Below are 14,752 nucleotides of genomic sequence, written 5' to 3'. Positions count from 1 at the left end.
CGAGGCGTCTGACAGCATCGCCGTCATGACCGCACACGCCACCGACTACACCTGGTTCGAGGACCGCTACCCCGACCTGGGCGAGGCCTACTGCCTCACCCAGGTCCAGGGCCTCGCGGCCGACGAGCTGCTGCGCCGCTTCGACGCGCTGCCGGCGAGCGACGCCGTCGGCCTGACGGCGGTTATGGCCCGCTGGGACGCCTACCAGGACGGAGCGGACGAGGACGACGACGAGGACGAGGACGAGGAGTACGAGGAAGGGGCCGGCGGGGACGAGGGGGACGGGGCGCTGTTCGACCCTGCCGAGGACCGGCTGCTCGTCGCGGTCACCGAACTCGACGGCTGGGCCCTCGCGATCGAGCCGAACGGCTACCTCGGCACCCTGGACACGGTGATCCCGCGGCTCGGCGAGGGCACCCGGCTGGTCTCGCACTTCCGCAACGTCAACGCCGTGGACCACTTCCACTGGTGGGAACACGGCGTCCGGCGGCTGCACTTCGAGCCGCTCTTCCCCGGCCAGCGGGACGGCTCGGACGCCGAAGCCCGCGGCATCCCCGAGTTGCTGACCGCCTGTGGTTTCGACCTGGAGACGGAGGAGTACGCGCAGCACACCGAGGCCGCGTTCGCACTCGCCGAGCGGCTGACCGACGTCCGGCTCACCCCGGAGCGACTGGACGCCGCCACCTTCCGGATCGGCTACGCCCCGCGCCCGTGACGCCTCGCGCCCGCGACACCCCGTGCCCATGACGGGCCCCGCCCGTGCCGCGCCCGTGCCGCGCCCGCGCCCCCGCCCAGCCGTGAGGCCGTGCCCCGGCGGGACACGGCCTCACGGCACCGGACGGAGGTCAGACCCCCGAGGGGATCTGCTTGGCCCGGCCGCGGACCTGGATCGCCGTCACGATCTCGACCAGGCCCAGGATCACCAGCCAGCAACCGGCCAGTACGGCCAGCGCGGTGATCGACCCGACCGGCCACACCATCAGCAGTACGCCGGCCAGGGTGTTGGCCGCGCCCGCGAAGGCCTGCCAGCCGCGGGCGGGCATCAGCGGGTCGGAGATCGCGGCGGCGAGCTGGGTGATGCCGCGGAACAGCCAGCCGATCCCGATCCAGATCGCGAGCAGCAGCAGCGACTGCGCCGCGCTGCGGAAGCAGAGCAGGCCCAGCAGGACGCAGATCGCACCGCTGATGAAGGCCAGCACCCGCAGCGCCGCGGTGGAGTGGGTGCCGAACGCGGCGATCAGCTGCACGATGCCGATCACCAGCAGGTAGAGGCCGAACAGCACGCCCACCACCAGGAGCGTCTCCTCGGGCCAGGCGAAGACCACGATCCCGAGGGCGAGCGAGGCGAGTCCGGCGACCAGCAGGACCTGCCAGGCGGCCTTGGCGAGCAGTCCGAGCGGGCCCTGGACCGGGCTGCCGTCGGGGGTGATGATCGGAGGGGCCACGGTGGCGTACTCCTCGGGCTGACGCCGGGCGACGGGTGACCGGTGACCGGTGTCCTGCCTGGTCGTGTGACGCAGGACGGGTGAGGTCGGATCGGCCGGCTGACGGGCAGGGAACGAACCCCAGCATCTCCGCGCCACGGCCGGACCGCGCGTCGGATACGGCCGTTCGGGGGATCCGCCGCGGTCGCCGGAACGTCACCCTCCGGACACTTCCCGTCGATATCATCCGGCGGTATGACTTCTGAAGGGTGGGGGACCCCTCCGGTCGAGCCGATCAGCCAGCACTACATCGTCTGCGGGGGCAATGCGCTGGCCCATCGCCTGATCCTGGAACTCGTCGAGCACTACGAGGTCCCGGTCGTCGTCCTGGTCGCCGACCGGACCCGCGACCACGCGCCGCAGATCGAGCAGCTGTCCGGCGTCGCGGCGGTCGTGGAGTACGCCGGCATCACCGAGGAGGCGCTGCGCGCGGTGTCCATCGGTACCGCGCGCGGTCTCGCCCTGGTCGAGGGGAGCGACCAGGAGAACATCCACGCCGCGCTCAGCGCCCAGAACCACAACCCGGACATCCGCATCGTGTTCCGGATGTTCAACCAACGGCTCGGCGAGAACATCGAACGGCTGCTCAAGAACGGTGCCGCGCTCTCCGGTTCCGCCACCGCCGCCCCGGCCTTCGCCTCCGCGGCGCTCGGACGGCCCAACTCGGTGGAGATCGAGGGGCGTTACCTGCACATCGCGTTCGACGACGACATCACCTCCGACCGGATCTGCGTGGTCGCCGACCAGATCGACCGGCAGGACCTCGGCAGGATCCGGCTGCTGCCCGAGCAGCAGGGCGACTCGGCCGAATTCGTCCGGCTCGCCAGCGAGTTCGGCGACGACGGGCCGATCCGACCCGGAGGCGTTCGGCGCGAACCGGCGCCCGCGGCCGACCCCGATCAGGAGGAGGAGCCGGGCGGCAGGGCGGCGCTCCAGGTGCTGCGGATCGAACCCCGGGAGCCGATCGACTGGAAGCGACGGCTGCGCTGGCGGCTGCTCGACACCATGCGCTTCTTCACCAGCGCCCGGATGCGGCTGGTGCTGCTCACCGCCCTCGCGGCGGTGCTGCTGGCCTTCGGGGTGCTCTGGTACCTCAACCGGAACTTCGGCTGGACCGTCTACATCGCGCTGCTCGACCTGGCCGGCGCGGCCCAGCCGGACCAGCTCTCCGACATCTCCTCCGGGACGGGCACCGGCGGGTTCTGGCAGCGGGTCGCACAGGTGGTGATCACCATCTGCGGGATCACCTTCGCGCCGGTGGCCACCGCGATCGCGGTGGAGGTCCTGGGCTCCGGGCGGCGCGGGCAGCCGCGCAACCCCGGGGCGGGCACCCGGGACCACGTGATCGTCGTCGGCCTCGGCAACGTCGGAACCCGCGTCGCGATCCAACTGCACGACATGGGCGTGCCGGTGGTCTGCATGGAGCGGGACCCGCAGGCCCGCGGCATCGCCGCCGTCCGGGCGCTGGGGATTCCGGTGGTGATGGGCGACGGTCCGTTCGAGCAGCAGCTGCGCCGGGCCCGGCTGAAGCACAGCCGGGCGCTGGTCGCCGTCAGCGGGGACGACGCCACCAACCTGGAGGCGGCCCTGGAGGCGCGCCACGGCAATCCCGACGTCCGGGTGGTGGTGCGGCTGTTCGAGGACGACTTCGCCAGTCACTTCTACAAGACGCTGGACAACGCGGCCTCCCGGTCGGTGTCCTACCTGGCCGCGCCCGCCTTCGCGGCGGCGCTGATGGGGCGCGAGGTGCGCGGGACGCTGTCGGTGCTCCGGCACGTGCTGCTGATCGCCGAGCTGAAGGTGGAGGACGGCAGCGGGCTGATCGGGCTGAACCGGCACGACCTGGAGGACCCGGGCGGCGTCCGGGTGATCGCCGTGCGCTTCGCCCACGGCGGGCAGCTGCTGTGGAACTTCCCGGACCGCACCCGGCAGCTCGCCCCGGGCGACGAGATCGTGGTCGCCGCCACCCGCAGTGGGCTCGCCCGGCTGAACACGGTGGCGGTGGAGGAGGACGGATGACAGTCGACGGATGACAGCCGACGGCTTTCAGTTGACAGAGTTCAGCGGACAGATTTCAGATGATGAAATCTGTCCGCTGTCTGCCGTCCGCGGCCTGTTGTCGCCTGCCGGACGTACTCCGTTGTCAGCGGTTCTGGAACTCCGGCGGGCGCTTCTCGGCGAAGGCCGCCATGCCCTCCTTCTGGTCCGCCGTGGCGAAGGCCGCGTGGAAGAGCCGGCGCTCGAAGCGCACGCCCTCGGCGAGCGTCGTCTCGAAGGCGCGGTTGACGCTCTCCTTCATCATGATCGCGGCCGGGGTGGACATCGCCGCGATCGTCTCGGCGGTGGCGAGCGCCTCGGCGAGCAGTTGGTCCGCCGGGACGATCCGGGAGACCAGTCCGGCCCGCTCGGCCTCCTCGGCGCCCATCATCCGCCCGGTCAGGCACAGCTCCATGGCCTTCGCCTTGCCGACCGCCCGGGTCAGCCGCTGCGAGCCGCCGATGCCGGGGATCACCCCGAGCTTGATCTCCGGCTGTCCGAACTTCGCGGTGTCCGCCGCCAGCAGGATGTCGCACAGCATCGCCAGCTCGCAGCCGCCGCCCAGTGCGAACCCGGCCACCGCCGCGACCACCGGCTTGCGCACGGCGCCGAGCCGGTCCCACGGGCCCAGCCAGTCGTCCAGGTAGACGTCCGGGAACCGGTTGCCCTGCATCTCCTTGATGTCGGCGCCGGCCGCGAAGGCCTTCTCCGAGCCGGTGATCACCAGACAGCCGATCTCCGGGTCCCGGTCGAAAGCGGTCGCGGCGGCGACCACCTCGTTCATGAGCCGGGTGTTCAGCGCGTTGAGCGCCTTGGGCCGGTTGAGCGTGATCAGCCCCACCCGGCCCTTGCGCTCGACCAGGATCGTCTCGTAGGTCTCGGTCTCGGTCATCGCCGTCGACTCCCATTTCCGCTGCTCGGCGCCCGTGGGCGCGCCCTGACCACCCAACGATCTACGACGCGCCCCGCCTCGCGCCAGTCTTGGTATGCGAGACGCCGGTCACCAGGCGGTGGAGCGGGCGGACACCGAGCCGTCAGAAGCGGACGCCGTAACGTTCCGCCGCCCGCCGTACGGTCTCCGCCTCGACCTCGCCCCGGCGGGCCAGTGCGGCCAGTGCCGCGACCGTCACCGACTCGGCGTCCACCCCGAAGTGTCGCCGCGCCGCCGTACGGCTGTCCGAGAGGCCGAAGCCGTCGGTGCCCAGCGAGGTCCAGTCCTGCTCCACCCAGGGGCTGATCTGGTCCGGCACCGCGCGCATCCAGTCGCTGACCGCCAGCACCGGCCCGGGTGCCCCGGCCAGCGCCCGGGTCACATAGGGGACGCGGGCCGCCCCGTCGGTGCCGGCCGCCGCCCGCGCCAGGTCGGCCGCGTCGCACTCCAGCGCCTCGCGGCGCAGTTCCGTCCAGGAGGGGGCGGACCAGACGTCGGCCGCCACGCCCCACTCCTCGCCGAGCAGCCGCTGCGCCGCCAGCGCCCAGCGCACGGCGGTGCCGGAGGCGAGCAGTTGGAGTCGCGGCGGGTCGGCGGGCAGGCCGGGGGACAGGGCAGCGGCGTCCGCAGTGCGGTAGCGGTAGAGGCCGTGCAGGATGCCGTCCGCGACCTCCTCGCCGGCCGGGAGCGCGGGCTGCCGGAGCGGCTCGTTGTAGACGGTGAGGTAGTAGAACACGTCCTCACCATGGGGGTGTTGCGCGCTGCTGCCGTACATCCGGCGCAGGCCCTCGCGGACGATCACGGCCACCTCGTAGCCGAACGCCGGGTCGTAGCAGAGCGCGGCCGGGTTGGTGGAGGCGATCAACTGGGAGTGTCCGTCGGCGTGTTGCAGTCCTTCGCCGGTCATGGTGGTGCGTCCGGCGGTGGCGCCGATCAGGAAGCCGCGGCCCAACTGGTCGGCCAGCGCCCACATCTGGTCGGCGGTGCGCTGCCAGCCGAACATCGAGTAGAAGATGTAGAACGGGACGACCGGCTCGCCGTGGGTCGCGTACGCGGTGGCGGCGGCGGTCAGTGAGGCCATCGAACCGGCCTCGGTGATGCCTTCGTTGAGGATCTGGCCGGTCGCCGACTCCTTGTAGTGGAGCAGCTGGTCGCGGTCGACCGGGTCGTAGGTCTGCCCGAGCGGGGAGTAGATCCCGGCGGTCGGGAAGAGCGACTCCATGCCGAAGGTGCGTGCCTCGTCGGGGACGATCGGTACCCACCGGTGGCCGGTCGCCTCGTCCCGCATCAGGTCCTTGACCAGACGGACGAAGGCCATGGTGGTGGCGATCTCCTGGCCGCCGGAGCCCTTGAACAGCGTTTCGAAGGGCTTCGCGGGCGGGGTGGGCAGCGGGGCGAAGCGCACCCGGCGGGCGGGCGCCGGTCCGCCCAGTGCGGCGCGGCGCTCGCGCAGGTAGCGGGCCTCCGGCGAGTCCGGTCCGGGATGGGCGTACGGGGGAAGTTCGCCGGCCAACGCGCTGTCCGGGATCGGGAGTTCGAGCAGGTCGCGCATGGCCCGGAACTCCGCGCAGGAGAGCTTCTTCATCTGGTGGTTGGCGTTGCGGGACTCGAAGCCGGGGCCGAGTGTCCAGCCCTTGACGGTCTGCACCAGCACCACCGTGGGCGCGCCCCGGTGCTCCAGTGCCGCGCGGTAGGCCGCGTACACCTTGCGCGGCTCGTGGCCGCCCCGGGAGGTGGCGACGGTCTCGATCAGCCGCCGGTCGTCCAGGGTGTCGGCGAGCAGCCGCAGTTCGGGCGAGCCGTGGAAGAGGTGCTCGCGGACGTACCCGGCGTCCGAGGCGGCATAGGTCTGGAACTGTCCGTCCGGCACCTCGCCCAGTCGGCGGACCAGCGCGCCCGTGGTGTCGCGGGCCAGCAACTCGTCCCAGGCCTCGCCCCACAGCGACTTGACCACGTTCCAGCCGGCCGCCCGGAACCGGCGCTCCAGCTCCTGCACGATCTTGCCGTTGCCGCGCACCGGCCCGTCCAGGCGCTGCAGGTTGCAGTTGACCACGAAGGTGAGGTTGTCCAGGTTCTCCCGGGCGGCCAGCGCGAGCGCGGCGGTGGACTCGGGTTCGTCCATCTCGCCGTCGCCGAGGAAGGCCCACACGTGCGAGCCGGAGGTGTCCTTGATCCCGCGTGCGCCCAAGTACCGGTTGAACCGGGCCTGGTGGATCGCCGAGAGCGGCCCGAGGCCCATCGAGACGGTCGGGAACTCCCAGAACCAGGGCAGCCTGCGCGGGTGCGGGTAGGAGGGCAGGCCGTCGCCGGTGGCCTCCTGGCGGAAGCGGTCCAGCTGGGCCTCGGAGATCCGGCCCTCCAGGAACGCGCGGGCGTAGACGCCGGGGGCGGCGTGGCCCTGGACGTACAGCTGGTCGCCGGAGCCGTCGGCCTCCTTGCCGCGGAAGAAGTGCTGGAAGCCGACCTCGTACAGCCAGGCGGCGGAGGCGTAGGTGGCCATGTGCCCGCCCAGGCCACCGCGGTGGTTGCCCCTGGTCACCATGGCGGCGGCGTTCCAGCGGTTCCAGGCGGTGATCCGGCGCTCCATCTCCTCGTCGCCGGGGAACTCCGGTTCGGCGGCGGTGGGGATGGTGTTGACGTACGGGGTGTCCAGCGGCGGAGGGACGTCGAGCCGCTGCAGTTCGGCGTGCTCGACGAGGCGGCGCAGCAGGTGGGCGGCGCGGTTCGGGCCGCCGAAGTCGCGGGCGGCGTCGAGGGACGCGCGCCACTCCGCGATCTCCTCGGGGTCTTGGTCGGGAAGCTGGTCGAGCTGGGACACGGGTGGTTCCCCTTCGTCGGTGCGCTTCAGAGGTTCATATTCCGGGATGCGGAATAGTATTCCTCTCCATGGAACTACTTGGACCGTAGAGAGCGGGAGGGTGGCGCGTCAATCGCTACTGGCGGGTAGTTTGAGCGATGATCGATCATCTTTGTGCGAACTTTATGCGAGCGCGACGAGTCGGCGCCCCGACGGGGGCGGGCTCAGTCGGAGCGCTGGCCGTCCTCGTGTCGACCATCCTCGTGTCGACCGTCCTCGGGTCGGGCGTCCTCGCGCCGGGCGTACTCCAGGACGTGCTCGGCCAGCAGCCGCCCGACCGCCGGGTCCTGCCGCCGGAAGGCCTCGATCAGCGGCCGGTGGTCGGCGGCGTTCTCGTGCAGCTCCGGCCGGACCTCGTGCAGCGACAGCACCGTCCACACCTCGATCCCGAGGCCCTCCCAGGTCCGCAGCAGCGTCCCGTTGCCCGAGGCGGCCACGATCTCGCGGTGGAAGGCCACCCCGTGCCGGGCCTGGCCGAGCGCGTCGCCCGCCGCCGCGGCCGCCGCCATCCGCTCGGCGTGCCGCTCCAGGACGGTGGTGTCCCCGGCCAGCCGGACCACCGCCGACTCGGCGGCCAGTCGCTCCAGCGCGGCCCGCACCTGGTAGACCTCGCGAAGTTCGGCCGGGCCGATCGCGCGCACCCGCACGCCCCGGTTGGGCTCGGCGTCGAGCATCCCGAGCGTCTGGAGTGCGCGCAGCGCCTCGCGGACCGGTGCCTGGCTGACGTTCAACTCGGCGGCCAGGCGCCGCTCGACGATCCGGTCCCCGGGCTGCCAGCGGCCGTTCAGCAGGCCCTCCAGCAGCAGCCCGCGCACCTGCTCGCCCAGCGGCACCCGGGACAGCGGGTCGGTGTCCCCGGCCGGTGTCGGCGGCGGGACCGGGTGGTTCATGACGGGCTCCAGACGTGCCGGCGGAGGAGGAGGTGGAGGAGGTGGAGGTGGGGCGGGGTTCAGGCCAGGCCCAGCTCGTCGCCCTCGCGCGGGGCGAAGAAGCGGGCGACGTCCGCCTCCGCCACCTCGGCGAGCGTGCCGGGCTTCCAGTGGGGGTTGCGGTCCTTGTCGACCACCTGCGCACGGATGCCCTCGACCATGTCGTGGCCCTCCAGTGCGGCGCAGGAGATCCGGTACTCCTGGTCGAGCACGGCCTCCAGCGAAGGGAGCGTGCGGGCGCGGCGCAGCGCGGCCAGGGTGGTCTTGACGGCGGTGGGGGAGTTCGCCAGGACGGCGACGGCGGCCTCCTTCGCCTCCGGGACACCGGAGTTCAGCAGCCGGTCGACGATCTCCTCGACCGTGTCGGCCGCGTAGCAGGCGTCGATCCAGGTGCGCCGGTCGGCCAGTGCGGCGGGCGGTGCGGGCTCGGTGTGCGCGGAGACGAGGGCGGCGACGAGGGCGGCGACCTCGCTGCTGCTGCTCCCGTTCGCCGCGGCGGTGCCCCGGCTCAGGGCGTCGAGCAGGTCCGGGATGCGCGCCGAGGGCACGAAGTGGTCCGCGAATCCGCAGAGCAGGGCGTCGCCCGGGCCCATCGAGGCGGCGGTGAGCCCGAGGTGGGTGCCCAACTCGCCCGGGGCGTGGGCGAGCAGCCGGCTCCCGCCGACGTCCGGGGCGATGCCGATCCGGGTCTCGGGCATCGCGACGATGGACCGCTCGGTCACGATCCGCACCGCGCCGTGGGCGGAGACGCCGACGCCGCCGCCCATGGTGATGCCGTCCATCACCGCGACGTACGGCTTCGGGTAGCGGGCGATCAGGGCGTTCAGTCGGTACTCGTCGCGGAAGAACGCCCGGGTGCCCGCTCCGCCCGCCTTGGCGTCGTCGTGCATCGCGCGGATGTCGCCGCCCGCGCACAGTCCGCGCTCGCCCGCGCCGGTCAGGACGACGGCGCGTATCCGGTCGTCCCCGGCCCAGTCGTCCAGGGCGGTGCGCAGGGCGGTGACCATGCTGTGGGTCAGCGAGTTGAGCGCCCTCGGGCGGTTCAGCACGAGCCGTCCGACACCGCCGTCCAGGAAGGCCTGGACCTCCGTCACCTCTGCGCTCATCGGGCCCGCTCCCGTCCCTCGGTGATGTCGACGCCGTTCGGTGTCCGCCGGGCCCGGTCGCGGCCCGTCGGCGCCCGCCCGTCGGCGTCCGTTGCCGTCGTCCGCCGTTCGTTCCCGCCGGAATCCTGGCGTCCACCGTACCGGGGGTCGGGAGGCGTTCCGATCACCGGGCCGGGCAGGGCAAGGGCGAACAAGGGTGGGCGGGGTGGGCGGGGAGGTTCGGGGCGCGACCGGGGCGCGCGGCCGGGGTTCAGGGCCAGGCGCGCAGGGCGAGTTCGGCGGTGCGGGCCAGGTCGGCGGCGGTGGCGCCGTCCCGGGCCTGCTGGGACATGCCCTGGATGACCGTGCCGAGGTATCCCGCCAGCGCCTTCGGATCGGCGTCGGGCGGCAGTTCGCCGTCCTGCCGGGCCTGGTGCAGCCGGGCCTCGAAGGTCCGCAGGTTCGCGTTGCGCAGCTCGCGCAGCAGCTCCTGGACGCCGGCGTCCTGCGGGGCGACGTTGGTGGCGGCGGAGATCACCAGGCAGCCGGCCGGATGGGACGGGTCGGGGTAGATGGCGGCGGCCTCGCGCAGGATGCGGGCGAAGGCGCCGTACGCGGTGGGCTCCTCGGCCAGCGCGACGGTCGCGAACGCGCCGACGGGCGAGCGGCCGTACTGGCGGACCACCTCCTCGAACAGTGAGCGTTTGTCGCCGAAGGCCGCGTACAGGCTGCCGGGGCGGATTCCCATGGCGGTGGTGAGGTCGGAGACGGAGGTGGCGTCGTAGCCGAGCTGCCAGAACAGCCGGGTGGCCGCGGCCAGGGCCTCGGCGCGGTCGAAGGCCGGTGGGCGGCCGCGCCGGGGGCGGGGTGGGGTGTCGGGTGCGGTGTCTGCGGGTGCCGCGCCTTCGGGTGCCGCCTTCGCGGGTGTCCCGGTCGTCTGCTGTGCCTCGCTCATGCCCCAAATTTTAGAGCAGTCGCTCAAGAAGTGTGTGCTAGCGTCTTTCTTGAGCGATGACTCAACAATTATCGGATGCGGCGAGAGGGGACTCGGCCATGGGTGCGGGCACGTACGGGCTTCAGGGCAAGGTGGCGCTGGTCACGGGCGGCAGCAGGGGGATCGGCCGGGCCATCGCCCGGCGGCTCGGGCGGGACGGTGCCACCGTCGCCGTCGGCTACGCCAGGGACGGGGCCGCGGCGGAGGAGGTGGTGGCGGGCATCCGGGCCGACGGCGGGCGGGCGTTCGCGCTGCGCGCCGAACTCGGCCGGCACGGCGACGCGGCCGCGCTCTGGGCGGCCTTCGACGCCGGGATCGGAGCGCACGCCCCGGACGGCGGCGTCGACATCATCGTGAACAACGCCGGGATCGGGCGCAGTTCGGACCTCGAAGCGCTGACCGAGGAGGGCTTCGACGAGGTGTTCGCGGTCAACGTCCGGGCGCCGTTCTTCGTGGTGCAGCACGGACTGAAGCGGCTGCGGGACGGCGGCCGGATCATCAACGTCTCCAGCGGGGCCGCCCGGTTGGCGATGCCCGAGATCATCGCCTACGGCGCGACCAAGGGGGCGCTGGACACCTTCACCCTCAACCTCGCCAAGCAGCTCGGCCCGCGCGGGATCACCGTGAACTCGGTCGCGCCCGGCATCGTGGACACCGACGTCAACGCCGGGTGGCTGCGGGGCAACCCGGAGGCGGAGGCGTACGCGGCCTCGGTGGCCGCGCTCGGCAGGGTCGGGCAGCCGGAGGACATCGCCGACATCGTCGCCTTCCTCGCCTCCGACGACGCTCGCTGGGTGACCGGGCGGGTCGTCGACGCCACGGGCGGCGCCGGGCTCTAGACGGAGGTGGGCGAACGGGAAACGGATAACAGCTGACAGATGATGAAATCTGTCAGCTGTTATCCGTCATCCGTGATCCGTCATCGGTGCCCTGTTGTCCGTGGTCGGGTTCGCCGCGGCCTCCCGGCCTCCCAGCCCCCGACCTCCCGGCCCCCCCGGCCTCCGGTCCGGGCCCTCAGCCCCGAACCCGCCCGGTGACCTCGCCGAACCCGACCACGGTGCCGTCCGGCCCGGGCGCGGTGGCGGTGATGGTCACCTCGTCGCCGTCCTCCAGGAACGTCCGGGTCGTCCCGTCCGGGAGCTTCAGCGGCTCCTCGCCGTTCCAGGTCAGCTCGATCAGCGCGCCCCGGGTGTCCCGCTCCGGCCCGCTGACCGTGCCGGAGGCGAACAGGTCGCCGGTGCGCAGCGAAGCGCCGTTGACGGTCATGTGGGTCAGCTGCTGCTGCGCCGTCCAGTACATGGTGGCGAACGGCGGCCGGGAGACCGGGTGCCCGTTCAGCCGGACCTCCATCGCCAGGTCCAGGCCCCACGGCTCGCCGCCCCGGTCGTCCAGGTACGCCAGCGGCTCGACGTCGCGCTCCGGCGGCGTGACCCGGGCGTGCTCCAGGGCCTCCAGCGGGACGATCCACGGCGAGATCGAGGTCGCGAAGGACTTGCCGAGGAACGGGCCGAGCGGCACGTACTCCCAGGCCTGGATGTCGCGCGCCGACCAGTCGTTGAGCAGGCAGACGCCGAACACGTGCTCGCGGAAGTCGTCCAGCACGACCGGGCGGCCCAGCTCCGACGGCGCGCCGACGACGAAGCCGACCTCGGCCTCGATGTCGAGCCGGCGCGACGGCCCGAAGGTCGGCGCGGCGTCGGCGGGCGCCTTGCGCTGCCCGAACGGCCGCACCACCGGCGTGCCGGAGACCACGACCGTGCCCGCCCGCCCGTGGTAACCGATCGGCAGGTGCTTCCAGTTGGGGGTGAGCGGCTCCGAGCCCGGGCGGAAGATCCGGCCCAGGTTGGTGGCGTGGTGCTCCGAGGCGTAGAAGTCGACGTAGTCGGCGACCTCGAACGGCAGGTGCAGCTCCACCTCGTCGGCCGGCAGCAGCGCCGGCGACAGCGCCTCGCGGAAGGACTCGTCGGTGAGCCAGGTGGTGAGGTCCGCCCGTACCCGGGTCCAGACCGGACGCCCCGCCGCCATCAGCGGGTTGAGCGAGTCCGCGTCCAGCAGCACCGACGGCGCGCCGGCCGCGCGGGCGGCCGCCCCGGCGTCCAGCACGAAGTCCCCGACGCGCACGCCGATCCGGCGCCGCCCGGGCCGGTCGGCGGCGGTGAAGACGCCGTACGGCAGGTTGTGCACGCCGAACGGCGAGTCCTGGGCGCTGGCGAGCCAGCTGCTGGGGCTGCTGGGGGTGGTGCTCAACGGTCCTCCTGGTGCAGTGGACTGGGCGACGACAGCAGGCCGAGCGCGGCCAGGTCGCCCAGGGGCTCGGCGATGCTACAGGTGCCGAACGCGGTGAACGAGTTGCGGATCACCGTGACCTGATGGTCCGTCAGTGCGTGCACCGCCTTGGCCAGCACCTCGCCGTCACGCTCCGCCAGCACCGCCGCGGCCGCCGTCCGGTCGGTCTCCTGCGCGGCCAGCAGCACGTTCAGGAAGCCGTGGTGCTCGAACCCGGTCTCCGGGTCGGTGTGCCGGACGGCGTTGTGCAGCCCGGCCGTGCACTTGTACGGCAGCCCGCGCCGCGCGCAGCCGGTGAGGAAGGAGGCCAGCTCGTCCTCGTCCGGGAACGCCTCGGCGACCAGCCCGCCGGTGCGGAACTTCGCCCGGTACGGGCTGTCCACCAGCACGTCCAGGACGGCGTCCAGTCCGTCCCCGCGCAGGAGTTCGCGCGGCAGTTCGACGGCGGCCGGGACGTCCGGTGGCAGCAGCCGGTCCAGCGCGGCCACCGCCTCGGCTGCGTCCCGGGTGGCCAGCTCGACGCCGGCCAGCTCGAACGGCGCGGCGGCGGCGAGCGCCGGGGCGAGTTCGGTGCTGCCCCCCGGCAGCACCAGCCCGACCTTGAGCGGCCGGCCGCCCGCCGCCACCGCGCCGTCCGCTCCCGCTGCGCGTCCCTGGGCCGCGGCGGTCTCCGGGGAGTTCGCGACCGCAGCGGCCAACTCGCCCAGCCGGCCCGCCCCGCAGAGGAGCGGGCCGACGGCCTCGGCGTACCAGGCCGCGCGGTGCAGCCGGTGCGCGGGCACCGCGTCGACGACCGGCAGGTTCCCCGGCGGGAACACCGCCGCGTCGTCGAACAGCCCGTGGAACAGCTCGGGGATCACGCCCCCCGGCGGCAGCGTGTTCATCGCCCGGGCCCCCGACCGGCCCAGGTCCAGGCGTAGTTCGCGTCCTCACTGGCCCGGCCGCCCTCGCCCAGCTCCAGGGGGCGGAAGGTGTCCACCATGACGGCCAGCTCGTCGAAGAACTCCGCGCCGATGCTGCGCTCGTACGCCCCGGGCTGCGGACCGTGGGTGTGCCCGCCCGGGTGCAGCGAGATCGAGCCCTGGCCGATGCCGGAGCCCTTGCGGGCCGCGTAGTCGCCGCCGCAGTAGAACATGACCTCGTCGCTGTCCACGTTGGCGTGGTAGTACGGCACCGGGATCGCCAGCGGGTGGTAGTCCACCTTGCGCGGAACGAAGTTGCAGATCACGAAGCCGTTGCCCTCGAAGACCTGGTGGGCCGGCGGCGGCTGGTGGATCCGGCCGGTGATCGGCTCGAAGTCCTTGATGTTGAAGGCGTACGGGTACAGGCAGCCGTCCCAGCCGACCACGTCGAAGGGGTGGTGCGGCACGGTGTAGCGGGTGCCCGCGACCCCGTTCGGGCCACGGTGCTTGACCAGTACGTCGACGTCCCCGGGGGCGTCGACGACCAGCGGGCCGACCGGTCCGCGGAAGTCCCGCTCGCAGTACGGCGCGTGCTCCAGCAGCTGCCCGTACTTCGACAGGTAGCGCTTGACCGGGGTGATGTGGCTGTTCGCCTCGATGCAGTACGCGCGCAGCGGCTCGTCCCCGGCCGGCACCCAGCGGTGGGTGGTGGCGCGCGGGATGATCACGTAGTCGCCCTGGCCGACCTCGATCGAGCCGAACACCGTCTCGACCGTGCCGGAGCCGGACTCCACGTACACGCACTCGTCGCCGAGCCCGTTGCGGTAGAGCTCGCTCGGGGCCCCGGCGGCGACGTACGAGATCCGCACGTCGCCGTTGCCGAGGACCAGCCGGCGGCTGCCGACGACGTCCGCGGACTTCCAGTCCTGGTCCGCGAACAGCTCGTGCAGCTTGAGGTGCCGGGGGAGGAGCGGGTGGTTGGGCACCGTGGACTGGTCCGGCAGCTCCCAGGGCACCGCGTTGACCACCGCCGAGGGGATGCCCCGGTGGTAGAGCAGCGAGGAATCCGAGGAGAACCCCTCCTCGCCCATCAACTCCTCGTAGTACAGCCCGCCTTCGGGGGTGCGGTGCTGGGTGTGCCGCTTGGGCGGGATGCTGCCCAGCTGCCGGTAGTACGCCATCTCCGTGGTCCTCCTCGACCGTCTGGCAGAGATCCGTGTTCGTCAGAGCTCGTCGGAGCCCGCCGA

At 72.8% G+C, this 14,752-nt stretch carries 12 protein-coding genes; 3 read left to right on the top strand and 9 right to left on the bottom strand.

Going from position 1 to position 14,752, the window contains the following annotated elements:
• Nucleotides 1-25: 25 nt before the first annotated feature.
• The gene (locus ACGFSC_RS15485) at nt 26-715 is read left to right on the top strand and encodes a DUF6461 domain-containing protein (RefSeq protein WP_359900398.1); all 690 of its coding nucleotides are present in this window, start codon (nt 26-28) and stop codon (nt 713-715) included.
• A 130-nt stretch (nt 716-845) separates the two neighbouring features.
• Here the strand turns inward: ACGFSC_RS15485 and ACGFSC_RS15480 are convergent, their stop codons facing one another.
• Entirely contained in the window at nt 846-1,445 is a 600-nt protein-coding gene (locus tag ACGFSC_RS15480; RefSeq protein WP_359900400.1) for an HdeD family acid-resistance protein, read from the bottom strand.
• Between the two features lie 234 nt (nt 1,446-1,679).
• On the opposite strand from ACGFSC_RS15480, the gene ACGFSC_RS15475 reads away from it, so the two are divergent.
• Nucleotides 1,680-3,503 (top strand): NAD-binding protein, encoded by a 1,824-nt coding sequence (locus tag ACGFSC_RS15475; protein ID WP_359900401.1) that lies wholly within the window; start codon nt 1,680-1,682, stop codon nt 3,501-3,503.
• A 124-nt stretch (nt 3,504-3,627) separates the two neighbouring features.
• On the opposite strand, the gene ACGFSC_RS15470 is transcribed toward ACGFSC_RS15475, so the two are convergent.
• The 5 genes from ACGFSC_RS15470 to ACGFSC_RS15450 form a co-directional block, all read right to left on the bottom strand.
• A complete protein-coding gene (locus tag ACGFSC_RS15470; RefSeq protein ID WP_359900403.1) occupies nt 3,628-4,413 on the bottom strand; it encodes an enoyl-CoA hydratase in 786 nt (261 codons plus the stop codon).
• 142 nt (nt 4,414-4,555) lie between these two features.
• Entirely contained in the window at nt 4,556-7,270 is a 2,715-nt protein-coding gene (gene aceE, locus ACGFSC_RS15465; protein ID WP_359900405.1) for a pyruvate dehydrogenase (acetyl-transferring), homodimeric type, read from the bottom strand.
• A gap of 203 nt (nt 7,271-7,473) precedes the next feature.
• Complete coding sequence (locus ACGFSC_RS15460) at nt 7,474-8,199, bottom strand: GntR family transcriptional regulator (RefSeq protein WP_359900407.1); 726 nt, start codon at nt 8,197-8,199, stop codon at nt 7,474-7,476.
• Between the two features lie 59 nt (nt 8,200-8,258).
• Entirely contained in the window at nt 8,259-9,332 is a 1,074-nt protein-coding gene (locus ACGFSC_RS15455) for an enoyl-CoA hydratase/isomerase family protein (RefSeq protein WP_392863516.1), read from the bottom strand.
• Between the two features lie 262 nt (nt 9,333-9,594).
• Nucleotides 9,595-10,278: a TetR/AcrR family transcriptional regulator gene (locus tag ACGFSC_RS15450; RefSeq protein WP_359900411.1), complete on the bottom strand. Its 684-nt coding sequence runs from the start codon at nt 10,276-10,278 to the stop codon at nt 9,595-9,597.
• 98 nt (nt 10,279-10,376) lie between these two features.
• Between ACGFSC_RS15450 and ACGFSC_RS15445 the strand changes: the two genes are divergently transcribed.
• A complete protein-coding gene (locus tag ACGFSC_RS15445; protein ID WP_359900413.1) occupies nt 10,377-11,156 on the top strand; it encodes an SDR family oxidoreductase in 780 nt (259 codons plus the stop codon).
• Between the two features lie 175 nt (nt 11,157-11,331).
• Here the strand turns inward: ACGFSC_RS15445 and fahA are convergent, their stop codons facing one another.
• The 3 genes from fahA to ACGFSC_RS15430 are packed head-to-tail and all read right to left on the bottom strand — an operon-like array spanning nt 11,332 to nt 14,686.
• Complete coding sequence (gene fahA, locus ACGFSC_RS15440) at nt 11,332-12,564, bottom strand: fumarylacetoacetase (RefSeq protein WP_359900415.1); 1,233 nt, start codon at nt 12,562-12,564, stop codon at nt 11,332-11,334.
• Nucleotides 12,561-13,487, bottom strand: a complete 927-nt coding sequence (locus ACGFSC_RS15435) for a hypothetical protein (RefSeq protein ID WP_359900417.1) — start codon at nt 13,485-13,487, stop codon at nt 12,561-12,563. The genes fahA and ACGFSC_RS15435 overlap by 4 nt, the downstream gene beginning before the upstream one ends.
• Nucleotides 13,484-14,686: a cupin domain-containing protein gene (locus ACGFSC_RS15430; protein WP_359900419.1), complete on the bottom strand. Its 1,203-nt coding sequence runs from the start codon at nt 14,684-14,686 to the stop codon at nt 13,484-13,486. Before ACGFSC_RS15430 ends, ACGFSC_RS15435 begins: the two co-directional genes overlap by 4 nt.
• Between the last annotated feature and the right edge of the window lie 66 nt (nt 14,687-14,752).

Origin of the sequence: Kitasatospora sp. NPDC048715 (genome assembly GCF_043198905.1) — a bacterium.
GTDB classification, from domain to species: domain Bacteria; phylum Actinomycetota; class Actinomycetes; order Streptomycetales; family Streptomycetaceae; genus Kitasatospora; species Kitasatospora lactacystinica.
This window is presented reverse-complemented; position numbering and strand designations above follow the sequence as displayed.

What these genes read in the sequence shown, in the direction of transcription:
- ACGFSC_RS15485 (WP_359900398.1), top strand. Translation starts at nt 26, where the DNA reads ATGACCGCACACGCCACCGACTACACCTGGTTCGAGGACCGCTACCCC.
- ACGFSC_RS15475 (WP_359900401.1), top strand. Translation starts at nt 1,680, where the DNA reads ATGACTTCTGAAGGGTGGGGGACCCCTCCGGTCGAGCCGATCAGCCAG.
- ACGFSC_RS15470 (WP_359900403.1), bottom strand. Translation starts at nt 4,413, where the DNA reads ATGACCGAGACCGAGACCTACGAGACGATCCTGGTCGAGCGCAAGGGC.
- ACGFSC_RS15460 (WP_359900407.1), bottom strand. Translation starts at nt 8,199, where the DNA reads ATGAACCACCCGGTCCCGCCGCCGACACCGGCCGGGGACACCGACCCG.
- ACGFSC_RS15450 (WP_359900411.1), bottom strand. Translation starts at nt 10,278, where the DNA reads ATGAGCGAGGCACAGCAGACGACCGGGACACCCGCGAAGGCGGCACCC.
- ACGFSC_RS15445 (WP_359900413.1), top strand. Translation starts at nt 10,377, where the DNA reads ATGGGTGCGGGCACGTACGGGCTTCAGGGCAAGGTGGCGCTGGTCACG.
- ACGFSC_RS15435 (WP_359900417.1), bottom strand. Translation starts at nt 13,487, where the DNA reads ATGAACACGCTGCCGCCGGGGGGCGTGATCCCCGAGCTGTTCCACGGG.
- ACGFSC_RS15430 (WP_359900419.1), bottom strand. Translation starts at nt 14,686, where the DNA reads ATGGCGTACTACCGGCAGCTGGGCAGCATCCCGCCCAAGCGGCACACC.